The following is a 20,904-nucleotide window of genomic DNA, read 5'->3' as shown; positions in this document are numbered from 1 at the left end:
GACAGCATCCCCTGAAAGGCAGGTGAAGGCGCCGGGCCGGCGGGCGTACCCCGTCCGCCCGCCCGGCGCCGCACGGCTGTGGCTGCGTACATCATTCGACGCGTATTCGCCGCGGTGTTGCTGCTGCTGGTGGTCAGCGCAGTCACGTTCGCGATCTTCTTCCTCGTTCCCCGGCTCGGCGGCCAGACCGTCGACTCGATGGCCGCCCAGTACGTCGGGAAGAGTCCCGATCCCGACGTCATCGCCGCGGTCAAGAAGAACCTGGGGCTCGACCAGCCCCTCTATCTGCAGTACTGGCACTTCGTCAAGGGCATCGTCGTCGGCGCCGAATACCAGTTCGGACCCGAGCCGGTCACCTGCCACGCGCCGTGCTTCGGCTACTCCTTCAAGACCCACACCGAGATCTGGCCGCAGATCACCGACCGCATCCCGGTCACGCTGTCGCTGGCCGTCGGTGCGGCCGTCCTCTGGGTGATCTCCGGTGTCGCGACCGGTGTGGTGTCCGCCCTGAAGCGGGGATCGGTCTTCGACCGCCTCTCCATGGGCGTGGCCCTCGCGGGTGTCTCGCTGCCGATGTTCTTCACCGGCCTCGCCGTGCTGGCGCTGTTCGGCAACGGTGACTACGTGCCCTTCACCCAGAACCCGGCCGAGTGGGCCGGGGCCCTGGTGCTCCCCTGGTGCACGCTCGCCCTCCTCTACTCGGCGCTCTACGCCCGGCTCACCCGAGCGGGGATGCTGGAGACGATGAGCGAGGACTACATCAGAACCGCCCGGGCCAAGGGGCTCAAGGAGCGCAAGGTCGTCGTCAAGCACGGACTCCGCTCGGCGCTCACCCCCCTCATCACCATCTTCGGCATGGACTTCGCGCTCCTGCTCGGCGGCGCGGTCATCACCGAACGGGTCTTCTCCTTCCAGGGCATGGGCGCCATGGCCATCGAAGGCGTGACCAAGGCCGACCTGCCCAAGGTGATGGGCGTGACGCTCGTCGCCGCCTTCTTCATCGTCATCTGCAACCTGCTGGTGGACCTCGTGTACGCCGCGATCGACCCCCGGGTGAGGCTCTCATGAGCGACGCAATCAAGAAGGACTCCCCGGTGGCGGACGTTCCGGCCCCGCGGTCCGGCGACGACCGGGAATTCCTGTCCGTGCGCAACCTCAGCGTCCACTTCGACACCGACGACGGCCTGGTCAAGTCCGTCGACGGCGTCAGCTTCGACCTGAAGGCCGGCCAGACCCTCGGCATCGTCGGCGAGTCCGGCTCCGGCAAGTCCGTGACCTCGCTGGGGATCATGGGCCTGCACACCTCGGAGCGCGCACGGATCGGCGGGGAGATCTGGCTCGACGGCGAGGAGCTCATCGGCGCCGGCCCCGAGCGCGTACGGAAGCTCCGCGGCCAGAAGATGGCCATGATCTTCCAGGACCCGCTGTCGGCCATGCACCCCTACTACAGCATCGGCGCGCAGATCGTCGAAGCCCACCGGGTCCACAACAAGGCCGACAAGAAGACCGCGAAGAAGCGCGCGATCGAGATGCTCGACCGTGTCGGGATCCCCGAGCCGCACCGTCGCTACGACGATTACCCGCACCAGTTCTCCGGCGGCATGCGCCAGCGTGCGATGATCGCGATGGCCCTGGTCAACAACCCGCAGCTGCTCATCGCCGACGAGCCGACGACCGCCCTCGACGTCACCGTCCAGGCGCAGATCCTCGACCTCATCCGCGATCTCCAGAAGGAGTTCGGCTCCGCGGTCGTCATGATCACCCACGACCTCGGCGTCGTCGCCGAGATCGCGGACCACCTGCTCGTGATGTACGCGGGACGCTGCATCGAGCGCGGCAGCGCCGAGAAGGTGTTCTACGAGCCTCAGCACCCCTACACCTGGGGGCTGCTCGGCTCGATGCCGCGGATCGACCGGGAGCAGACCGAGCGGCTCATCCCCGTCAAGGGCTCGCCGCCCAGCCTCATCAACGTCCCGTCGGGCTGCGCCTTCCACCCGCGCTGCCCGTACGCCGACGTCCCGAAGGACAACATCACCCGCACCGAGCGTCCTGAGCTGCAGCTGGTCAGCGACGGGCACTACTCCGCGTGCCACATGTCGCGTGAGCAGCGCGACCGGATCTGGACCGAAGAGATTGCGCCGAAGCTGTGACTGATCGAGACAAGATGACTCCCGCGTCTCCCGCGGCCGGGTCGGACGGGTCCGGGTCCGAGCCGCTCCTCAAGGTCGAAGGCCTGGTCAAGCACTTCCCGATCACCAAGGGTGTGCTGCGGCGCAAGGTAGGGGCGGTCCGGGCCGTGGACGGGCTCACCTTCGACGTGCGCCCCGGGGAGACCCTCGGCGTCGTCGGCGAGTCCGGCTGCGGCAAGTCGACCATGGGACGGCTGGTGACCCGCCTGCTGGAACCGACGGGCGGCACGGTCGAGTTCCAGGGGCGCGACATCACGCACATGTCGGCCGGACGGCTGCGGCCGATGCGGCGCGACATCCAGATGATCTTCCAGGACCCGTACGGCTCGCTGAACCCGCGCCACACGGTCGGCGGGATCGTCGGCACCCCCTTCCGGCTCCAGGGCGTGAAGCCCGAGGGCGGCGTGAAGGCGGAGGTGCAGCGGCTGCTGGAGCTCGTGGGGCTCAACCCCGAGCACTACAACCGCTATCCGCACGAGTTCTCCGGCGGCCAGCGCCAGCGCATCGGAATCGCCCGGGCACTCGCGCTGAAGCCGAAGCTCGTCGTCGCGGACGAGCCGGTCTCGGCGCTGGACGTGTCGATCCAGGCCCAGGTGGTGAACCTGCTGGACGACCTCCAGGACGAGCTCGGCCTCACCTACATGATCATCGCCCACGACCTGTCGGTCATCCGTCACGTCTCGGACCGGATCGCGGTCATGTACCTGGGCAAGATCGTCGAGTTGGCGGACCGCTCGTCGCTGTACGCGGCGCCCATGCACCCGTACACCAAGGCGCTCATGTCCGCGGTGCCGGTGCCGGACCCGCGTCGGCGGGGCGCGAAGAGCGAGCGCATCCTGCTCAAGGGCGACGTCCCGTCGCCGATCTCGCCGCCGAGCGGTTGCCGCTTCCACACCAGGTGCTGGAAGGCGACGCAGATCTGCGGGACGACCGAGCCGCCCCTGCTCCAGCTGAAGACCGGGCACCAGGTGGCCTGCCACCACCCGGAGAACGGCGATGACCAGGCGCCGGGGGACGCGCCGCTCGTCGTGGACGTCATCACGGTGAAGTCGACGGGTGCCGCGGAGCCGGCCGGGAAGTCCGCCGCCCCCGTGGAGCCGGAGGCAGCTGCCGAGCCGGTCGCGTCGGAGGAGCCCGCCGCGTCGGACGAGGCTGTTGCCTCGGACGAGGCTGTCGCGTCGGCCGAGCCCGGCCAGCGCGGTGAGGCTTCCGCCGCACCGTCCACGACCGCGGAGGATGAGCCGAAGGGGTAGTACCGGCACAATTGCCCGGTGCTCATCGAACTCTTCACCCCCTCCGTCCAGCATGCGCTCGACATCGTCGGAATCTTCGTCTTCGCGATCTCGGGCGCCCTGCTCGCCGTACGCAAGAACTTCGATGTCTTCGGCATCGCGGTCCTCGCCGAGGTGACAGCGCTGGGCGGAGGGATCTTCCGTGACGTGATGATCGGCGCGATCCCTCCCGCGGCCTTCACCGACCTCGGGTACTTCCTTCCCCCGCTGGTCGCCGCCGGCCTGGTCTTCTTCCTGCATCCGCACGTGGAGCGCATCCAGGTCGGCGTCAACGTCTTCGACGCCGCGGGGCTGGGGCTCTTCTGCGTGTCCGGCACGATCAAGGCGTACGAGTACGGCCTCGGCCTCACCTCCTCGGCTGTTCTCGGTCTGGCCACCGCGGTCGGCGGCGGTGTGCTGCGCGACGTCCTCGCCAACGAGGTGCCCTCGCTGCTGCGCTGGGACCGCGACCTGTATGCCGTGCCCGCGATCGTCGGCGCCGTCATGGTGGTCCTCTGCATCCGGTTCGACGTCCTCAACGCCTACACCAGCGGCACGGCGGTGATCACCGCGTTCGTCCTGCGGCTGCTGGCCATGCGCTTCCACTGGCGGGCCCCGCGCGCCTACAACAGGCGGTCGGCCACGGAGGAGGAGAGCCCGGCCGTCATCTGACGACAACAAAAAGCTACCGCTCAGTAATACGATCGGTGTACGGTGCATGCCATGGCACAGGCAGCAGCGCAGGAGTCGCGGGCAGTACGGGCGACCATCGGTGACAGCGAGTTCGACCGCGACACCGCGGTCACACTCCGGGAGGAAGGCGTCTACGACGCGGAGCTCTCCGCGGGGTGGACGATCATCCACGCGGTCAACGGCGGCTACCTGCTGGCCATGCTGGGCCGGGCGCTGGGCGAGGCGCTCCCGCACCCCGACCCCTTCTCGGTCTCGGCCCACTACCTCACGGCCTCCGTGCCCGGCCCCGCCGTGATCCGCACCCAGGTCGTCCGCACCGGCCGGACCCTGTCCACCGGCGAGGCCTCGCTCTTCCAGTACGCGCAGGACGGCTCGGAGGTCGAGCGCATCCGGGTGCTGGCCACCTACGGCGACCTGGACGGCCTGACCGGCGAGATCCGCACGACCGCCCGTCCTCCGGCGATCCCGCCCCTGGACCGGTGCCTCGGCGCGAGTGACGGGACGGCGCCGATCCCCGGCAGCTCCGCCATCACCGAGCGGCTCGACATCAAGCTCGACCCGGCGACGGTCGGCTGGGCCGTGGGCGCGCCCTCGGGCAAGGGGGAGATGCGGGGCTGGTTCGGGCTCGCGGACGGCCGCGACGCCGATCCGCTCTCGCTGCTGCTCACCGTCGACGCCCTGCCGCCGACCTCCTTCGAGCTGGGGCTGAAAGGCTGGACGCCCACCGTCGAGCTCACCACCCACATCCGCTGCCGCCCGGCCCCCGGACCGCTGCGCGTCTCCATCACCACCCGCAACCTCGCGGGCGGCTTCCTGGAGGAGGACGCGGACGTCTGGGACAGCTCCGACCGTCTCGTCGCCCAGTCCCGCCAGCTGGCCCGCGCACCGCGCGGCTGACCTCCGCGTCATCATGGTGCGGTGAAGTCCGACCGGCTGCTCTCCGTCCTGCTGCTCCTCCAGACCCGCGGTCTGGTCCCCGCCGCCGAGCTGGCCGAGCGCCTCGAAGTCTCCGTACGCACCATCTACCGGGACGTCGAGGCGCTCTCCGCCTCCGGGGTGCCCGTCTACACCGAACGCGGGCGGAACGGCGGGATCGCGCTGCTGCCGGGATTCCGCACCGACGTCACCGGGCTCACCGCCGACGAGGCGCGCGCCCTGTTCGTCCTCGCGGCGCAGGGGGCCCACGCGGCGCTCGGGCTGGACGCCGCGCTCGGTTCCGCGCTGCGGAAGGTGATGGCCGCCCTCCCGGCCCCGCACCGGCCCGTCGCGGAACGGACCAGCCGCCGCATCCTGGTGGACCCGGTCCGCTGGATGAGTGGACCGCGGGCGGCCGTCGACGTGGGTGAGCTGCACGATGCGGTCTTCGCCGACCGGAGGCTGCTGCTGCACTACCGGCACAGCGGTACGGACACCCCGCGCGTCTACACCGTCGACCCGTACGGCCTCGTCGTGAAGGCGGGCGTCTGGTACCTGACCGCCGACCTGGACGGCGCACCACGGCTCTTCCGCGCGGACCGGGTGCGGCGGGCGGTCCTCACGGGGGAGCCCGTGGTGCGCAGGGACGGCGTGGAGCCCGCCGAGGTCTGGGAGGAGCTGCGCCGTCAGGTCGAGGAGCGGCCGGGGGACGTACGGCTGCGGGTGCGCGTCCACCGCTCCCGCCTGGACCTCTTCGTGCGACTCCACGCGGGCGTGCTGACCGGCAGGCCGGAGCCGGAGGAGGGGTCCGGAGGGGAGTGGCTGCTGGCCGGGCTGGCCGTGCCCGAGCTCGCGTGGGCGCGTTCCCTGCTCTCCTTCGGCCCGCATCTCGAAGTGCTGGCGCCCCCCGAGGCCCGCCGCGTGCTCGCCGGGGCCGCGGCCGCCGTCACGGAGCTGTACGCAGGAAACGGGTGAGCGCCGCGGTGAGTTCGGCGGGCGCGTCCTCCTGGACGAGGTGGCCGGCTCCCTCGATCAGGCGCAGTTCGGCGCCGGGGATCATCCCGGCCAGCTCATGGCCGCGGGCGACCGGGATCCAGGTGTCGTCCGTGCCCCAGCAGATCAGCACGGGCAGGTCCAGCTCTCCGTAGCGGTGCTGGACCTCGTCGGTGTACCGCTGGTCGTTCTGGGTGATCTGCCGGTAGAACGCGGGCTGCCCGGCCTCGGTGCACCAGGGGTCGACGAGCCGGTCCAGCACCGCCGGGTGCAGGCCCCGGTGGCTGGCCGAGCCGACGTACTCGGTGACCAGCGCCCGGTGGAGGTCCGGCGGCAGCTCCCCGAAGACCTCGGCCCGGCCGCCGAGCAGCCGGTAGGCGGGTGAGCCCCACGGGGCCAGCGCCACCGGGTCGACGAGGGCCAGGCGCCGGTAGCGGGCGCCGTGCAGGAGGCGGGCGCGCAGGGCGACGCAGCCTCCGAAGTCATGGGCGGCCACGGCCGGTTCCTCCAGCCCCCAGTGGTCCAGGAGCTCGGTGAGCACCACGGCCTGGGCGCGCAGCGACACGTCCTGGCCGGCGTACTGCGCGGAGGCGCCGTACCCCGGCAGGTCCCAGACGTACACCCGGTGGTCCTGCGCCAGCCCCCGGGCGATGCCCCGCCAGACGTACGAGGAGAAGGGGGTGCCGTGCACCAGGACCAGGGGAGGGGCGTCCTTTGGGCCCAGTGCCGCCCAGCGCACCTCGCCCGAGGAGCCGGTGAAGGTCCGGTCCAGCGTCCAGTCGCTCATGACGCGACCCTACGGCCTGTCCAGCCAGTGGGTCCGGCCCAGGGTGACCAGGCGCAGCCGGCGCCGCGCCACCCGGACGACCTCCCGCTCGCCCTCCGGTCCGGCGTCCAGCAGCGCCGACGCGGTGAGCACCATGTGGTCGACGTACAGCCCGCCCAGCATCAGCAGGTCCTCCCGCTCCCACCCCTCCGCCCCCGGCTCCGCGCCGAGAACATGGGCGACCTCCTCCGCGAAGCCGCGCAGCTGGGCGGCGATGGCTTCGCGCACCGGGCCGACACCGCCGTGCTGCTCGCGGGCGATGAAGCGGAAGTGCGCCGGCTGTGCGGTGACATGACGGGCTATCAGCCCGACGCTGCGGTCGAGCCGCTCCTCGCTGTCCCCGGTGTCGGCGAGGATCGCGCCGATCATGCCGTGCAGGCTCCCCAGGGTCTCCTCGACGAGTGCGACGCCCAGGGCCGCCGTGCCGTCGAAGTGGCGGTAGAAGGCGGTGGGGGCCACTCCCACGGCCCGTGTCACCTCGCGCAGGCCCAGGCTGCTGAGGCTCTGGTGCTCCAGCAGCTCCAGTGCCGCGTCGAGCAGCGCCTGACGCGTCTTCAGCTTCTGGGCCTGGCGGATGCCGATGGTGTGACTCATGCCATTCAGTAAACAACCGTTCTCCGAGACTTGGAAGGGGTGCAGGGTCTAGACTCATAAGTCAGTGAACAGTCGTGCTCTCAAAGCTCGCAGAAAGGCCGGACATGTTCGTGCTCGTCGCCGCCCTGCTCCTGCTGGGGGTTGTCCTCGGAGCGGTTGCGCACCTCCCGCTCCCCGTGACCCTGGCCGCCGCCGCCGTGATCGGCCTCTGGCTGGCGGTCTTCGCTGCCCGTGAACGTCTCGCCCGCCGCACCCGCTGAGGAAGGAGTCCACGTCATGGCACTCACCACCGCACTCACCACCGCACGCGCCGCTGCGCGTGACGCCCGTTCCGCCGACGCCCGTTCCGCCGACGCCGGTTCTCTCGGCGCCGGTTCCACCAGTACGCCGTCCGCCCGCACGCCGTCACCCGGTGCCCGGCCGGTCACCCGGGAGGCCGACGGGCTCGCCGTCGCCTCCTTCGTGCTGGGGCTGCTCGGCCTCCTGGTGATGAACATCGTGCTCGGGCCGGTCGCCATCGTGATGGCGCTGCTCGCCCTCGCCCGCTCCACCGCCCGGCGCGGCCGCGCCCTGCTCGGACTGGGCCTCGGGATCGCGGACCTGGTCGTCCTCGCCGTCCTGGTCACGGCCAACGGCACGGTCTCCTGGAGCCTCGCCGGCTGAGTGGGTCCTGGCCGCGCGGGTCCGCCCTTTCCGGGGCTACGCCCGGACCGACCGCCAGATCTGCTCCGGGAGGAGGCGCGCCGCCTCGTCGAGGTCGACGTCGTCGATACCCGACAGCGACCGGCGGGCGACGGCGACGACGGGACCCAGGACCAGGGACTCGATCAACGGCAGCGGGAGGGGGGCGAGCTCCCCGGAGTCCACGTACAGGGCCACCCAGCTCCCCATCGCCGAGACCCTGGCCTCCTGCGCGTCGCGGAGTTCCTTTCCCTGCGCCATGCCCTTGCGGTCGGCGAGCGGGGAGTGCAGCAGCAGCGCGGGGCCGGGATGCTCCCGGACGAACGCCAGGTAGGCGTCCACGACGCCGGCGATTCCCGCGCGCGCGGTGCCCGCGCCCTGCATGGCCTCGGCCAGTCCGCCCAGCAGCCTGCCCAGCCAGCGGTGACCGAGGGTGCCGATCAGGCCGTCGAGGCTGCCGAAGTGGTGGTAGAGACTGCCCAGGCTGACGCCGCTGGCCCGGATGACGGCGTTGACCGTGAGCCCCTGCTCGCCCGACTCGACGAACACGCGCAGCGCGGCGTCCAGGAGCAGGTCGGACGTGACTTCCCCGCGAAGCTGCTTGGGGCTCATCGAGTGGCCGTCCCTGTGGGTCGTGCGGCGGAGGGTTTCCGCGGTGATTTTTCTAGAGTGTTTTTCTGGAAAGTGCTTCCGCTTCCAGTATCCACCGGTCGGACTTCCCGCGGAAAGGACAGGGCACGTCACGGGGGAGGCGGTGCGGGAGTGGGGGATCCGGCAGGCAGTGGGCCAGGCCCCCGGAGGCGGAGGATCCTCGGCAGACCGGGGGATTCCACTCGCGGGCCGGCTCGGCCCGAGCGTCATGGGGCGCGTGTTCCCGGCGGTTCACCAGGGGTGTGACGTCGCCGTCGAACAGGTGCTGCCCTCGCTCGCGGGAGAGGCGTCGCGACGGTGGGCCGCCTCGGGACCCGAGCGCCGCTCCTGACCGTCCGCGACCCCGCCCCGGAGGCGGCCGGCACCGGCCGGAGACGCCCGCGCGGCCCGTGGTGCGATGCGCCCGGCACGCGCCGCCCCCCGGGCTCGTAGAATCGTCACCACCATGGCTTACCTCGACCACGCCGCGACCACGCCGATGCTTCCGGAGGCGATCGCGGCGATGACCGCGCAGCTCGCCGTCACCGGTAACGCGTCCTCCCTGCACGCTGCCGGGCGCCGTGCCCGCCGTACCGTCGAGGAGTCCAGAGAGACCCTCGCCGACGCGCTCGGCGCGCGCCCCAGCGAGGTGGTCCTGACCTCCGGCGGCACCGAGGCGGACAACCTCGCCGTGAAGGGGCTCTACTGGGCACGTCGCGACGCCGACGCCCGGCGCACCCGTGTCCTCGCCAGCCCGGTGGAGCACCACGCGGTCCTCGACGCGGTGGACTGGCTGGCCGAGCACGAGGGCGCCACCGTCGAGTACCTCCCGGTCGACGCCCATGGACGGGTGCACCCGGAGGCACTCCGCGAGGCGCTCGCCCGGGACCCCGACGACGTGGCGCTGGTCACCGTGATGTGGGCCAACAACGAGATCGGCACCATCATGCCGATACGTGAACTGGCAGAAGTGGCAGACGAGTTCGGTGTCCCCATGCACGCCGACGCGGTGCAGGCGTTCGGGCAGCTGGAAGTCGACTTCGCCCGCTCCGGGCTGGCCGCGATGACGGTGAGCGCACACAAGATCGGCGGCCCGTTCGGCATCGGCGCGCTGCTGCTCGGGCGCGACCACACCCCCGTACCGGTCCTGCACGGCGGCGGACAGGAGCGCCATGTGCGCTCCGGCACCCTCGACGTACCCGCCGTGGCGGCCTTCGCCGTGGCGGGGCGGCATGCCGCCGACCGACGCGAGGACTTCGCCCGTGAGATCGGCGCGCTCAGGGACGAACTGGCCGCGGCCGTCCTGAAGGCCGTCCCCGACGCGCTCCTCGGCGGCGACCCCGCCCCCGGCGGGCGGCTGCCCGTCAACGCGCATTTCACCTTCCCCGGGTGCGAGGGGGACTCCCTCCTGCTGCTGCTCGACGCCCAGGGCATCGAGTGCTCCACCGGCTCCGCGTGCACCGCGGGCATCGCGCAGCCCAGCCATGTGCTGCTGGCCACGGGCACCGACCCCGCCCTGGCACGCGGCACGCTGCGTTTCTCGCTCGGCCACACCTCCACGGCCCGGGACGTCGAGGAGGTCGCCAAGGCGATCGGTCCCGCCGTCGAGCGGGCCAGGACGGCGGGGCTCAGCTAGCGAGTGCCCCGGACGTGGAGGCCGCGCGCACCAGCTTCATGTAGCGGGGCCAGTCCCAGTGCGGTCCGGGATCGGTGTGGTCCGTGCCGGGCACCTCCACATGACCGATGATGTGCTCACGGTCCATCGGGATGCCGTACCGCCTGCATATCGAGGCCGTCAGCCGTGCGGACGACTCGTACATCTCGGCCGTGAAGTCCTGCGGGCGGTCGACGAAACCCACGTGCTCGATGCCGACGCTGCGTTCGTTGAACGAGCGGTTGCCCGCGTGGTACGCCACGTCCAGCTCACGGATCATCTGGGTCACCCGGCCGTCCTGCCGCACGATGTAGTGCGTCGCCGCCCGGTGGGCCGGGTCCTGGAAGACCTTGACCGCGCTCGCGTAGCTGCCCTGGGTGACATGGATGATCACCCGGTCCACGCCGTAGTCGTCGGGGCGGTCGGCGCGGCGCCAGTTCCCCTCGGAGGCCGCGATCCACCGGGCCGGGGTGTAGTCGAGCTCTCCCGGCTTGCGCGGCTTCTCCACGCCCGGCACCCGCCACCACACGCGCCGGATCTCCTCCGCGGCCAGCACGGCCGTGCCCGCCGCCGCGACACCGCCACCGATCAGCAGCGAGCGCCGACTGATGCCCTGACCGGGTCTTTTACCCGATCCGCCGGCACTCCCGTTGTTCCCCATGTGCTCATCAACGCTTATCGGCGAGCATTCCGTTCCCGGCGCCCCGTACTCTGGTGGAGCTATGACTCAGACCTCCCAGCGCCCCCTCCGTGTGCTCGCCGCCATGTCGGGCGGAGTCGACTCCGCCGTCGCGGCGGCCCGAGCCGCCGAGGCAGGCCACGACGTGACCGGTGTGCACCTCGCCCTCTCCGCGAACCCGCAGTCCTTCCGTACGGGCGCCCGCGGCTGTTGCACCATCGAGGACTCCCGGGACGCCCGCCGCGCGGCGGACGTCATCGGCATCCCGTTCTACGTCTGGGACCTGGCGGAACGCTTCCGTGAGGACGTCGTGGACGACTTCGTCGCGGAGTACGAGGCGGGTCGCACCCCCAACCCCTGCCTGCGCTGCAACGAGAAGATCAAGTTCGCCGCGCTGCTCGACAAGGCGCTGGCGCTCGGCTTCGACGCCGTGTGCACGGGCCACTACGCCACCGTCGTACTGAACGACGACGGCACCCGGGAGATGCACCGCGCCTCGGACATGGCCAAGGACCAGAGCTACGTCCTGGGCGTCCTGGACGAGAAGCAGCTCGCCCACGCCATGTTCCCGCTCGGTGACACCCTCACCACGAAGGACGAGATCAGGGCCGAGGCCGAGCGGCGGGGCCTCGCGGTCGCCAAGAAGCCCGACAGCCACGACATCTGCTTCATCGCCGACGGCGACACCCAGGGCTTCCTGGCAGGCCGCCTCGGCGGCCCCGCCGAGGGCGACATCCTCGACGAGGACGGCGCGAAGGTCGGCACCCACGAGGGCGCCTTCGGCTTCACCATCGGCCAGCGCAAGGGCCTGCGCATCGGCCACCCCGCCCCCGACGGCAAGCCGCGCTACGTCCTGGACATCTCCCCGGTGAACAACACCGTGACGGTCGGCCCGGTCGAAGCCCTCGACGTCACCGCCCTGACCGCCATCAAGCCCCGCTGGTGCGGCACCCCGCCGTCCGGCCCCGGCACGTACACCGCCCAGCTCCGCGCCCACGGCGGCGAGACCGAGGTGACCGCGGAGCTCGTCGACGCCACCCTGTCGGTCACCTTCACCGAACCGGTCCGGGGCGTCGCCCCCGGCCAGGCGGTGGTGCTGTACGACGGCACGCGGGTCGTGGGCTCGGCGACGATCGCGACGACGGTCCGCAAGGAGAGGGCGACGGCGGGCGGTTGAGGGCCGGGTCTGTCCCTCCCCTCCCCTCCACCCGTCCTCCACGGGATGCCGCGTACGCCCCGCCGCGGCGTCCGACCCCTGTACGGACGCGGCGGCGCGGCGGGCTCAGGTCGGCCGGCCGGCGAACACGTCCCTGGCGAAGAAGTCCGCCAGGACCGGCGCGATCGCATGGGGTGCCAGCTCGCGGGTCTGCCCGGTCAGTGTGCGGTGCCTGGCCCGGGGGACGGCGGCCGCGAGCGCGAGGCTCGTCTCCTGGGCCTGCGCGGTGCTGAAGCCGCCGGTCACCACCAGGGTGCGTGCCGTGACCGAGGCGAATCGCGCCGCGGGGACCGAACCGTCCCCCAGCAGCGCGTCGTCGTAGGCGAGGGTGTGCGCCACCGCCTCCAGGCCGGACCACAGCGGGGCCCGGCGCATCCGGGCGATCGTCTCCTGCGGCACTCCCGTCCGGGACAGGTACAGCTCGACGGCGCCGCCCCGGTCCCCGGCCGCCAGGAGCCGGTGCAGCTGCGCCGTGCAGCGCGACGTGTGGAGCAGTCCGGTGGCCCCCGGGGTGTACGGCGGCTCGTAGACCGCGAGCAGGTCCACCGGCAGCCCCGCGGCGTTCGCCTCCAGGGCCAGCGCCCCGCCCGACAGCATGCCGAACAGCGAGACGCGTCCGCCCGCGGCCGCCGCGACGGCCGCCAGGTCCTCGATCTCACGGCGGAGCGCGTACGGTCCGCCGTCGCCGCTGGTGCCGCGCCCCCGGCGGTCGTACGTGACGACCGTGAAGCGCGACGCAAGCAGAGCGGCCAGCGGCGCCTCGTCCGCCGCGGTGCTCAGGGCCCCGCCGACGAGGATCACCGGCGGCCCGTCACCGCGGCGGCGATACGCGATCGACGTGCCGTCGCGGGAGAGAGTCTTGTCCATGTGAGGGTGGACTGCCGCGCCTCACGGAACTCATCGCCGCACCGGGAAGTATTTCTGACGGTCAGCCGGGGACGACCTCCGTGGCGTAGAAGCAGAAGTGGTCCTTGATCGCGGCGACTTGGTCCAAGGGCTCCGGGTAGGCCCAGACGAGGTCCTCGGCACCGGGCAGCGACCAGTACGACGCGTCCCCCTTGAAGGGGCAGTGCGTACGTGTGTCCGAGGGGGTCAGCAGCTCGGTGCGGACGTCCTCGGGCGGCAGGTAGTAGCGGTCGGGGCAGCCCGTCTCGCGCAGCACCAGCGGGTGGCGGCTCTCGGCGATCACCTGCCCGTCGTGCACCGCGCGTACGTGCGCGGCGCCGGGTCCGACGGTGATGGTGTGTCCAGTGGTGGAGGTCATATCCACTTCAGCCGTCCGGCAGGGCTGTTTCTTCCCGGGGCCCGCGCCGGTCGTACCGTGGCCTCATGAACATCTGCGTCTTCCTCTCCGCCGCCGACCTCGACGACCGCTACACCGTGCCCGCCCGCGAATTCGCCGAACTGCTGGGCAGGGCCGGGCACACCCTCGTCTGGGGAGGGTCGGAGAGCGGCCTCATGAAGGTCGTCGCCGACGGTGTGCAGGAGTCCGGCGGGCGGCTCGTCGGGGTGTCGGTGGACTTCCTGGCGGCGAAGGCGCGGACGAACGCCGACGAGATGGTGATCGCCAAGGACCTGGCCGAGCGCAAGGCGCTGCTCCTGGAGAGGTCCGACGCCATCGTGATCATGGTGGGCGGCACGGGCACGCTCGACGAGGCGACGGAGATCCTGGAGCTGAAGAAGCACGGCAAGCACGGCAAGACCGTCGTCCTGCTGAACACCGCCGGCTTCTACGACGGGCTGCACCAGCAGTTCCTGCGCATGGAGGACGAGGGATTCCTCCCGCTCCCGCTCACCGAACTGGTCTTCTTCGCCAAGGACGGAGTCGGCGCGCTCGCCCACCTGGAGGAGTCGGCCGGCCTGCAGTGATGCGAGCATGAGTCCATGCCTACTCATCTCATCACCGGCGCCGGTTCCGGCATCGGCGCGGCCGTCGCGCGCCGCCTGCTGGAGCGCGGCGACGAACTCGTGCTCCTGGCGAGGGACGCGGGACGCGCCAAGGAACTGGCCGCGCTCCACCCCGGCGCCCGCACCCTCGTCGGCGACCTCGGCAACCCCGACCGGCTCTCCTGGGCGTTCGGGCAGCAGGCGATGCCCGAACGCCTCGACTCGCTGCTGCACATCGCGGGGGTCGTCGAACTCGGCACGGTCGGCGACCTCACCCCCAAGGCCTGGCACTTCCAGCTCAACGCCAACCTCGTCTCCCCGGCCGAGCTGACACGCCTGCTCCTGCCCCAACTGCGCGTCGCCCAGGGGCAGGTCGTCTTCGTGAACTCCGGTGCCGGACTCGCGGCCCACGCCGAATGGGGCGCGTACGCCGCGAGCAAGCACGGGCTCAAGGCGCTCGCCGACTCGCTGCGCCACGAGGAGCACGGCAACGGGGTCAGGGTCACCAGCGTCTATCCCGGCCGCACCGCCAGCCCGATGCAGGCCAAGGTCCACCAGCAGGAGGGCAAGGAGTACGACGCCTCCCGCTGGATCGACCCGGAGTCGGTGGCCACCACGATCCTGCTCGCGCTCGATCTGCCCCGGGACGCCGAGATCAACGACCTGACGGTCCGCCCCGGCCGCTGAGACCCCCGGCGCCGGGGGACCGGCCCGAGGGGCACGCCCCCGGCCCGCCGGGAGCCCGCCCACCGGACCCGTAGGCTTTCCGCGTGAGTGAGAAGAGCGGGTTCAGCGCGAGTGCAGCCACCGGGATCGGGTCCATGCCGGGGGGAGACGCACGGGAGGCGGCCAAGACCGTCACCGGGTCCTTCGCCGACGGCCGGGGCATGCCGCATCTGGCGGAGCTGCCCGCGCGGGGTCCCGGCGCGGACATGACCGGGCGGACCGTCGGCCTGCTCGTCGAGATGTACGGCCATGTCGAACCCAGCGGCTGGCGGATCAGCGACCGCCCGGGCCGCGACACCCGCCGGGCGCGCTCCTGGCTCGGCGAGGACCTCGACGCGCTGGAGGAGTTCACCCAGGGCTACGAGGGACTGCTCAAGGTCCAGGCCATGGGCCCGTGGACCCTTGCCGCCGGGCTGGAACTGCGGGGCGGCGAGGCCATGCTCGGCGACCCGGGGGCCTGCCGTGACCTGGCGGGCTCGCTGGCGGAGGGACTGCGCTCCCACCTCGCCGAGGTACGGCGCAGGGTCCCCGGTGCCGACGTGGTCCTCCAGCTCGACGAACCCTCCCTGACCGCCGTCCTCCAGGGGCGGGTCAGGTCGGCGAGCGGCTACCGCACCTACCGCGCCGTGGACCGTCAGATCGTCGAGGGAACCCTGCGCGAGCTCCTCGCGGTCAACGGCACAGGGCTCACCGCCGTCCACTCGTGCGCCCCCGAGGTGCCCTTCGCGCTGCTGCGCCGTGCCGGGGCCGGCGCCGTCTCCTTCGACTTCTCCCTGCTCACCGAGCGTGAGGAGGAGGCGATCGGGGAGGCCGCCGAGGGCGGCACCCAGCTCTTCCTCGGCGTGGTTCCCGGTCTCGACGCCGCCTCGACCGCATTGTCGGACCCGGGCGGTAGCGTCAAGGAGGTCAGGACGTTGTGGAGCAGGCTGGGGCTGAATCCGGGGACTCTCGGTGAATCGGTCGTGATCACCCCGTCCTGCGGGCTGGCGGGAGCGTCACCCGCGTACGCGCGCGCTGCGCTCGCCCACTGCGCCCGTGCGGCGAAGTCGCTCGCGGACAACCCTGAGTAACGGGTCGTGGAGTCAACGGGGCAAAGGGAGGAACAGGCGATGGCCGGCGAACAGCAGGGGCAGCAGCTGACCGGAGTACCGGCGGAGGTGCGGGAACGCCACGCGCTCCTCGCCGAGCAGATCGAGGAGCACCGCTTCCGGTACTACGTGAAGGACCAGCCGGTCGTCGACGACGCCGAGTTCGACCGGCAGATGCGCGCACTGGAGGCGATCGAGGACGAGCACCCCGAGCTGCGCACCCCCGACTCGCCGACGCAGAAGGTCGCGGGGCCCTACACCACGGAATTCACCTCGGTCGAGCACCGGGAGCGCCTGCTCTCCCTGGACAACGCCTTCGACGACGAGGAGCTCGCGGCCTGGGCCGAGCGCGTCGCCAGGGACGTGGGCGGGGGCGGATACCACTTCCTGTGCGAGCTCAAGGTGGACGGCCTCGCCGTCAACCTCACCTACGAGCACGGCAGGCTGACCCGCGCGGCGACCCGCGGCGACGGCCGGACGGGGGAGGACATCACCCCCAACGTCCGTACGATCGGTGAGATCCCGCTCCGCCTCAAGGGCGACCGCGTTCCCGAGCTCGTCGAGATCCGCGGCGAGGTCTTCTTCCCCATGGAGGCCTTCGAAGGGCTCAACGCCCGGCTGGTCGAGGCCGGCGACAAACCCTTCGCCAACCCGCGCAACGCCGCTGCGGGATCCCTGCGGCAGAAGGACCCCAAGGTCACCGCCACCCGCCCGCTGCACATGGTGGTGCACGGCATCGGCGCTCGTGCGGGCTTCGACATCGACCGGCTCACCCAGGCCTACGACCTGCTGAGGGAGTGGGGCCTGCCGACCGCCGAGCACAACAAGGTGGTCGGGTCCCTCGCCGAGGTGCGGGAGTTCATCGCCTACTTCGGTGAGAACCGCCAGTCCGTCGAGCACGAGATCGACGGCGTCGTCATCAAGCTCGACGAGATCCCCCTCCAGGGCAGGCTGGGCTCCACCTCGCGCGCCCCCCGCTGGGCGATCGCCTGGAAGTACGCCCCGCAGGAGGTCAACACCAAGCTGGTCAACATCCGTGTCGGCGTCGGGCGCACCGGCCGGGTCACGCCCTACGCCCAGGTCGAGCCGGTCGAGGTGGCGGGCTCGGAGGTCGAGTTCGCCACCCTGCACAACCAGAGCGTGGTGAAGTCCAAGGGGGTCCTCATCGGCGACATGGTGGTGCTCCGCAAGGCGGGCGACGTCATCCCGGAGATCCTCGGGCCGGTCGTCGACCTGCGCGACGGCGCCGAGCGGGAGTTCGTCATGCCGTCCGAATGCCCGGAGTGCGGGACGGCGCTGCGCCCCATGAAGGAGGGCGACATCGACCTCCGCTGCCCCAACGCCCGTTCCTGCCCGGCACAGTTGCGTGAGCGCCTGGCCTACCTCGCTGGCCGCAAGTGTCTCGACATCGACCACTTCGGCTATGTGGCCGCCGCGGCCCTGACCAAGCCGCTGGAGCCCGCCGAGCCGCCCCTGCTGGACGAGGGGGACCTCTTCGGGCTGACGGTGGAGCAGCTGCTGCCCATCCGCGCCTACGTCCTGGACACGGACAGCGGTCTGCCCAAGCGCGACCCGAAGACCGGCGAGGAGAAGATCGCCACGGTCTTCGCCAACCAGCAGGGCGAGCCGAGGAAGAACGCCCTCGCCATGCTGGAAGGCATCGCGGCGGCCAGACAGGCCCCGCTCGCCCGGATCCTCACCGGGCTCTCCATCCGGCACGTGGGGCCGGTGGCCGCCGTCGAGCTGGCCCGGCAGTTCCGGTCCGTCGACCGGATCGACGAGGCGTCCGAGGAGGAGCTGGCCGCCGCGGACGGGGTGGGGCCGATCATCGCCGCCTCCGTCAAGCAGTGGTTCGCCGAGGACTGGCACCGCGAGATCCTGCGCAAGTGGCGGGAGGCCGGGGTCCGGATGGAGGACGAGGGCGCCGGCGACGACGAGGGCCCGAGGCCCCTGGAAGGGCTCACCGTCGTGGTCACCGGCACGCTGGCGACGCACACCAGGGACGGCGCGAAGGACGCCCTCCAGAGCCGCGGGGCGAAGGTCACCGGATCCGTCTCGAAGAAGACCTCGTTCGTGGTGGTGGGCGACAACCCGGGCTCCAAGTACGACAAGGCGATGCAGCTGAAGGTCCCCGTTCTCGACGAGGACGGCTTCGCCGTGCTGCTCGAGGAGGGGCCGGATGCGGCCAGGGAGGCCGCTGTTCCCGCCGAGGCCTGATCGAGGCGCGATCGAGACGCCGTTCGGCGCGTGACCGGGGCCGGGAGGGGAAGTAAGCGGGCGAGGCCGACGGGAGCGGGGCCCGGGGACCCGTTCCGGCCCGCGGACGTCACCCGTTCGGCGCATATCAGACCGAGGGGGGCGTCAGGTCCGCATTCGGGCAAGACCTGCAGAGCGCTGCCCGCGGCGGCCCTCGGCGGCCTACTGTTGAACGAGCACCTGCCGTGCCCGGCCGCGTGGTGGGATTCGGGTCGTGGTGGCATGGGAGCGGGGGCCACCGTGGGACATCGGCACCGCCGGCTGTGAGAGGGACGGAATGGAACCGACCGAGAGCGCCGCAACGGTGTCGCGGCTGCAAGGTTTCGTGGGCCTCACGTCAAAAGTGGGCGCCGTCGTCGTGGCGGTCGCCACGGTGCAGCTCGCGACCGGGTTCTACCGGACGGTCGACGACGGACACGCGCTCTTCCCCGCCGGCACCGCGGGCTGGTCGCTCGCCGTGCTCACCGGGATCATCGTGGGGCACCTCGTCGCGCTCGGACGCGACCGGTGGTGGGGCGGTACCGGCTCCGGTGCCGCCCTCACCCTTTCCGTATTACTGCTCTACGGATGGGTGGCCGCCGGACTGGTCAGCCTCGTCGTGGTGGTGCTCGTGGGCACCGCCAGGCGCCACCGGTGGTGGCAGGGACTGCTGCACGGGGCGGTGGACATACTCGGCGTGGGGGCGGCCGCGCTCGTCCTCTCCGCCTTCGGTGACGTGCCGACGGTCGAGACGCCCTGGCGGCCACTCCACTGGGGCATCGACGCCTTACCGGAAGTACTGCTCGCCGCCGGTACGTATCTCCTCGTGACCCGTGTCCTGCTCTGGTACGCCAGGGCCTCCCAGAGCGGCGGGCTGCCGACGATCGCCCGCACCGCTCTGCTGCGCCAGGGGCTCCTCGCCGTCGCCCTGCTCGGTATCGCGCCGCTGATCTGCGTGGTGGCGTCGGCCATGCCCGTGCTGCTGCCGCTCTTCGCCGTCCCGCTGATCGCCCTGGACTCCACGCTCTGGATCGCCCGCGCCAGGGCCGAGGAGCAACTGCGGGACCCGCTGACCGGCCTGCCCAACCGTCAGTGGCTCCTGGAGAGGACGTGGACGGCGCTGGAGGAGGCCGACGGCACCGGCACCCGCTCCGCCCTCGTCCTCATCGACCTCGACCGCTTCCGGGCCGTCAACGACACCCTCGGTCACCTGGCCGGGGACCGGCTCCTGCTCCAGATCGCGGAGCGGCTGCGGCTCGCCCTGCCGCGGGGCGCGGAGGCCGCGCGGCTGGGAGGGGACGAGTTCGCCGTGCTGCTGCCGACCGCGGACTCGACCACCAGCGCCCAGCGCGTCGCACGCCACCTGGTCGCCGCGCTCTCCTCGCCCCTCGACCTCGACGGGCTCACCCTGGTGCTGGAGGCGAGTGCGGGCGTCGCCGTGCACCCCGACCACGCGCTGGACGCCGAAGGGCTGCTCAGGCGGGCGGACGTGGCCATGTACCAGGCCAAGCGCGACCGTACGGGTGTGGAGGTGTACGAGTCGAAGCGGGACAGCAACACCCCGGACCGGCTCGGTCTGCTCGGTGACCTGCGCCGCGCCCTGGACGCCCAGGAGGTGGAACTCCACTACCAGCCGAAGGTCCGCTTCGACGGTCAGGTGGCCGGTCTCGAGGCGCTCGTACGCTGGGTGCACCCCGAGCGCGGCCGGGTCCCCCCGGACGAGTTCATCGCGATCGCGGAATCCTCCGGCCTGATGCCGCACCTCACCGAGTACGTGCTGGAGACGGCGCTGGCCCAGGTGGCCCGGTGGCGGGCGCAGGGCCTGTTCGTCCCCGTCGCCGTCAACGTCTCGCCCCGCGACGTCCACACCCCCGGGTTCGCGGGCAGCGTCGCGGCTCGCCTCGCCCGGCACGGTGTTCCGGCCGGTGCGCTGCAACTGGAGATAACCGAGCACGTCCTGCTCGAGGACCCGCAGCGGGCCGCCGACACCCTGGCCGGACTGACCGGACACGGGGTGAAGATGTCCCTCGACGACTTCGGTACCGGCTACTCATCCCTCGTGCACCTGCGGAAGCTCCCCGTCAGCGAACTCAAGATCGACCGCTCGTTCGTGGCACGGCTGGCCGTGGACAACGAGGACGCGGAGATCGTCCGCTGCACCATCGACCTGGCCCACTCGCTGGGGCTGATCGTCGTCGCCGAGGGCGTCGAGGACGACGAGACCTGGGAGCGGCTGCGCGACCTGCACTGCGACGCGGTGCAGGGGTGGCTCGTCGCCGCCGCGATGCCGCCGCAGGAGACGACCGCCTGGCTGCGGGCCCGGGGCGAGCACGGCTGGCGGCGCCCATCGGAGCTGCAGGTCCCGGAGGCCGCGCCCGAACTGGACCACAGGCCCGCCGGGCGCGCACTGAACCCGGGCCCGGCCACGGCCTGAGGACTCACGGCCGTGGCTTGTGGACGCTCGGGCCACCGCCGGATGGTGCACGGGCCTTGGCGCGAGGGTGCACGGGCAGGCGGGCCGTGGCCGTTTTGTCCTCAATCGGTGAGCGGACCGCAGCCGCTCGCCGCGGAGGCCTCCGGCGACCCCATAGGATTGGGCCAAAACCACACACCAAACCCTGAGGATC

General features: G+C 71.8%; 21 protein-coding genes. 15 read left to right on the top strand and 6 right to left on the bottom strand.

Annotation, left to right across the window (positions count from 1 at the left end; all coding sequences use genetic code 11):
* Positions 1 to 78 precede the first annotated feature (78 nt).
* Genes B9S57_RS29770 through B9S57_RS29745 form a run of 6 tightly spaced genes read left to right on the top strand, consistent with a single transcriptional unit; the run spans position 79 to position 6,043 of the window.
* The gene (locus B9S57_RS29770; protein ID WP_103760277.1) at positions 79 to 1,068 is read left to right on the top strand and encodes an ABC transporter permease; all 990 of its coding nucleotides are present in this window, start codon (positions 79 to 81) and stop codon (positions 1,066 to 1,068) included.
* Positions 1,065 to 2,150, top strand: coding sequence for an ABC transporter ATP-binding protein (locus B9S57_RS29765; protein ID WP_103760276.1), 1,086 nt, complete (start codon positions 1,065 to 1,067; stop codon positions 2,148 to 2,150). The genes B9S57_RS29770 and B9S57_RS29765 overlap by 4 nt, the downstream gene beginning before the upstream one ends.
* 14 nt (positions 2,151 to 2,164) lie before the next feature.
* Positions 2,165 to 3,442, top strand: a complete 1,278-nt coding sequence (locus tag B9S57_RS29760) for an ABC transporter ATP-binding protein (RefSeq protein ID WP_258036696.1) — start codon at positions 2,165 to 2,167, stop codon at positions 3,440 to 3,442.
* A gap of 18 nt (positions 3,443 to 3,460) precedes the next feature.
* Positions 3,461 to 4,132 (top strand): trimeric intracellular cation channel family protein, encoded by a 672-nt coding sequence (locus B9S57_RS29755; protein WP_103760274.1) that lies wholly within the window; start codon positions 3,461 to 3,463, stop codon positions 4,130 to 4,132.
* Positions 4,133 to 4,183: 51 nt separating this feature from the next.
* The gene (locus B9S57_RS29750; protein WP_103760273.1) at positions 4,184 to 5,050 is read left to right on the top strand and encodes a thioesterase family protein; all 867 of its coding nucleotides are present in this window, start codon (positions 4,184 to 4,186) and stop codon (positions 5,048 to 5,050) included.
* Positions 5,051 to 5,071: 21 nt separating this feature from the next.
* Positions 5,072 to 6,043: a YafY family protein gene (locus B9S57_RS29745; protein ID WP_103760272.1), complete on the top strand. Its 972-nt coding sequence runs from the start codon at positions 5,072 to 5,074 to the stop codon at positions 6,041 to 6,043.
* Here the strand turns inward: B9S57_RS29745 and B9S57_RS29740 are convergent.
* Complete coding sequence (locus B9S57_RS29740; RefSeq protein WP_103760271.1) at positions 6,015 to 6,848, bottom strand: alpha/beta fold hydrolase; 834 nt, start codon at positions 6,846 to 6,848, stop codon at positions 6,015 to 6,017. The two genes, B9S57_RS29745 and B9S57_RS29740, sit on opposite strands and share 29 nt — an antisense overlap.
* A gap of 9 nt (positions 6,849 to 6,857) precedes the next feature.
* The gene (locus B9S57_RS29735; RefSeq protein WP_103760270.1) at positions 6,858 to 7,481 is read right to left on the bottom strand and encodes a TetR family transcriptional regulator; all 624 of its coding nucleotides are present in this window, start codon (positions 7,479 to 7,481) and stop codon (positions 6,858 to 6,860) included.
* A 104-nt stretch (positions 7,482 to 7,585) separates the two neighbouring features.
* Here B9S57_RS29735 and B9S57_RS34760 point away from each other — a divergent pair, with 104 nt between their 5' ends.
* Together B9S57_RS34760 and B9S57_RS29730 are read left to right on the top strand one after the other, a co-directional pair.
* Positions 7,586 to 7,741 carry a hypothetical protein gene (locus B9S57_RS34760; RefSeq protein WP_181011527.1) on the top strand — a complete coding sequence of 52 codons (156 nt, stop codon included), beginning with the start codon at positions 7,586 to 7,588 and terminating at the stop codon, positions 7,739 to 7,741.
* Positions 7,742 to 7,757: 16 nt separating this feature from the next.
* Complete coding sequence (locus B9S57_RS29730) at positions 7,758 to 8,144, top strand: hypothetical protein (protein ID WP_103760269.1); 387 nt, start codon at positions 7,758 to 7,760, stop codon at positions 8,142 to 8,144.
* Between the two features lie 36 nt (positions 8,145 to 8,180).
* Here B9S57_RS29730 and B9S57_RS29725 read toward each other — a convergent pair whose 3' ends face one another.
* Positions 8,181 to 8,774: a TetR/AcrR family transcriptional regulator gene (locus tag B9S57_RS29725; protein ID WP_103760268.1), complete on the bottom strand. Its 594-nt coding sequence runs from the start codon at positions 8,772 to 8,774 to the stop codon at positions 8,181 to 8,183.
* 484 nt (positions 8,775 to 9,258) lie between these two features.
* On the opposite strand from B9S57_RS29725, the gene B9S57_RS29715 reads away from it, so the two are divergent.
* Complete coding sequence (locus B9S57_RS29715) at positions 9,259 to 10,428, top strand: cysteine desulfurase family protein (RefSeq protein ID WP_103760266.1); 1,170 nt, start codon at positions 9,259 to 9,261, stop codon at positions 10,426 to 10,428.
* Here B9S57_RS29715 and B9S57_RS29710 read toward each other — a convergent pair.
* Entirely contained in the window at positions 10,421 to 11,107 is a 687-nt protein-coding gene (locus B9S57_RS29710) for an N-acetylmuramoyl-L-alanine amidase (RefSeq protein WP_103760265.1), read from the bottom strand. The genes B9S57_RS29715 and B9S57_RS29710 overlap by 8 nt on opposite strands.
* A 61-nt stretch (positions 11,108 to 11,168) precedes the next feature.
* Here B9S57_RS29710 and mnmA point away from each other — a divergent pair, with 61 nt between their 5' ends.
* Positions 11,169 to 12,302, top strand: coding sequence for a tRNA 2-thiouridine(34) synthase MnmA (gene mnmA / locus B9S57_RS29705; protein WP_103760264.1), 1,134 nt, complete (start codon positions 11,169 to 11,171; stop codon positions 12,300 to 12,302).
* A gap of 105 nt (positions 12,303 to 12,407) precedes the next feature.
* On the opposite strand, the gene B9S57_RS29700 is transcribed toward mnmA, so the two are convergent.
* Both B9S57_RS29700 and B9S57_RS29695 read right to left on the bottom strand, forming a co-directional pair.
* Complete coding sequence (locus B9S57_RS29700) at positions 12,408 to 13,208, bottom strand: alpha/beta fold hydrolase (protein WP_103760263.1); 801 nt, start codon at positions 13,206 to 13,208, stop codon at positions 12,408 to 12,410.
* Between the two features lie 61 nt (positions 13,209 to 13,269).
* A complete protein-coding gene (locus tag B9S57_RS29695) occupies positions 13,270 to 13,605 on the bottom strand; it encodes a DUF427 domain-containing protein (RefSeq protein WP_103760262.1) in 336 nt (111 codons plus the stop codon).
* A 65-nt stretch (positions 13,606 to 13,670) separates the two neighbouring features.
* Between B9S57_RS29695 and B9S57_RS29690 the strand changes: the two genes are divergently transcribed.
* The 5 genes from B9S57_RS29690 to B9S57_RS29670 all read left to right on the top strand — a co-directional run bounded on the left by B9S57_RS29690 (position 13,671) and on the right by B9S57_RS29670 (position 20,711).
* Complete coding sequence (locus B9S57_RS29690; protein ID WP_103760261.1) at positions 13,671 to 14,210, top strand: TIGR00730 family Rossman fold protein; 540 nt, start codon at positions 13,671 to 13,673, stop codon at positions 14,208 to 14,210.
* 15 nt (positions 14,211 to 14,225) lie between these two features.
* The gene (locus B9S57_RS29685) at positions 14,226 to 14,915 is read left to right on the top strand and encodes an SDR family oxidoreductase (protein ID WP_103760260.1); all 690 of its coding nucleotides are present in this window, start codon (positions 14,226 to 14,228) and stop codon (positions 14,913 to 14,915) included.
* Between the two features lie 83 nt (positions 14,916 to 14,998).
* Entirely contained in the window at positions 14,999 to 16,024 is a 1,026-nt protein-coding gene (locus B9S57_RS29680; protein ID WP_103760259.1) for a methionine synthase, read from the top strand.
* Between the two features lie 39 nt (positions 16,025 to 16,063).
* On the top strand, positions 16,064 to 18,259 hold the full coding sequence (gene ligA, locus B9S57_RS29675) for an NAD-dependent DNA ligase LigA (RefSeq protein WP_103760258.1): 2,196 nt from the start codon (positions 16,064 to 16,066) through the stop codon (positions 18,257 to 18,259).
* 316 nt (positions 18,260 to 18,575) lie between these two features.
* Positions 18,576 to 20,711, top strand: a complete 2,136-nt coding sequence (locus B9S57_RS29670) for a bifunctional diguanylate cyclase/phosphodiesterase (protein ID WP_103760257.1) — start codon at positions 18,576 to 18,578, stop codon at positions 20,709 to 20,711.
* Positions 20,712 to 20,904 lie beyond the last annotated feature (193 nt).

Origin of the sequence: Streptomyces sp. SM10 (assembly GCF_002910915.1) — a bacterium.
In the GTDB taxonomy this organism is placed as follows: Bacteria; Actinomycetota; Actinomycetes; order Streptomycetales; family Streptomycetaceae; genus Streptomyces.
The sequence above is the reverse complement of the archived record's forward strand: the minus strand, read 5'-3'. Positions and strand labels throughout refer to the sequence as shown.

Coding starts and splice junctions, on each gene's coding strand:
- B9S57_RS29685 (WP_103760260.1), top strand. CDS start 14,226: ATGCCTACTCATCTCATCACCGGCGCCGGTTCCGGCATCGGCGCGGCC.
- B9S57_RS29750 (WP_103760273.1), top strand. CDS start 4,184: ATGGCACAGGCAGCAGCGCAGGAGTCGCGGGCAGTACGGGCGACCATC.
- B9S57_RS29715 (WP_103760266.1), top strand. CDS start 9,259: ATGGCTTACCTCGACCACGCCGCGACCACGCCGATGCTTCCGGAGGCG.
- B9S57_RS29700 (WP_103760263.1), bottom strand. CDS start 13,208: ATGGACAAGACTCTCTCCCGCGACGGCACGTCGATCGCGTATCGCCGC.
- B9S57_RS29760 (WP_258036696.1), top strand. CDS start 2,165: ATGACTCCCGCGTCTCCCGCGGCCGGGTCGGACGGGTCCGGGTCCGAG.
- B9S57_RS29735 (WP_103760270.1), bottom strand. CDS start 7,481: ATGAGTCACACCATCGGCATCCGCCAGGCCCAGAAGCTGAAGACGCGT.
- B9S57_RS29765 (WP_103760276.1), top strand. CDS start 1,065: ATGAGCGACGCAATCAAGAAGGACTCCCCGGTGGCGGACGTTCCGGCC.
- B9S57_RS29690 (WP_103760261.1), top strand. CDS start 13,671: ATGAACATCTGCGTCTTCCTCTCCGCCGCCGACCTCGACGACCGCTAC.
- mnmA (WP_103760264.1), top strand. CDS start 11,169: ATGACTCAGACCTCCCAGCGCCCCCTCCGTGTGCTCGCCGCCATGTCG.
- B9S57_RS34760 (WP_181011527.1), top strand. CDS start 7,586: ATGTTCGTGCTCGTCGCCGCCCTGCTCCTGCTGGGGGTTGTCCTCGGA.
- B9S57_RS29725 (WP_103760268.1), bottom strand. CDS start 8,774: ATGAGCCCCAAGCAGCTTCGCGGGGAAGTCACGTCCGACCTGCTCCTG.
- B9S57_RS29730 (WP_103760269.1), top strand. CDS start 7,758: ATGGCACTCACCACCGCACTCACCACCGCACGCGCCGCTGCGCGTGAC.
- B9S57_RS29670 (WP_103760257.1), top strand. CDS start 18,576: ATGGAACCGACCGAGAGCGCCGCAACGGTGTCGCGGCTGCAAGGTTTC.
- ligA (WP_103760258.1), top strand. CDS start 16,064: ATGGCCGGCGAACAGCAGGGGCAGCAGCTGACCGGAGTACCGGCGGAG.
- B9S57_RS29710 (WP_103760265.1), bottom strand. CDS start 11,107: ATGGGGAACAACGGGAGTGCCGGCGGATCGGGTAAAAGACCCGGTCAG.
- B9S57_RS29695 (WP_103760262.1), bottom strand. CDS start 13,605: ATGACCTCCACCACTGGACACACCATCACCGTCGGACCCGGCGCCGCG.
- B9S57_RS29740 (WP_103760271.1), bottom strand. CDS start 6,848: ATGAGCGACTGGACGCTGGACCGGACCTTCACCGGCTCCTCGGGCGAG.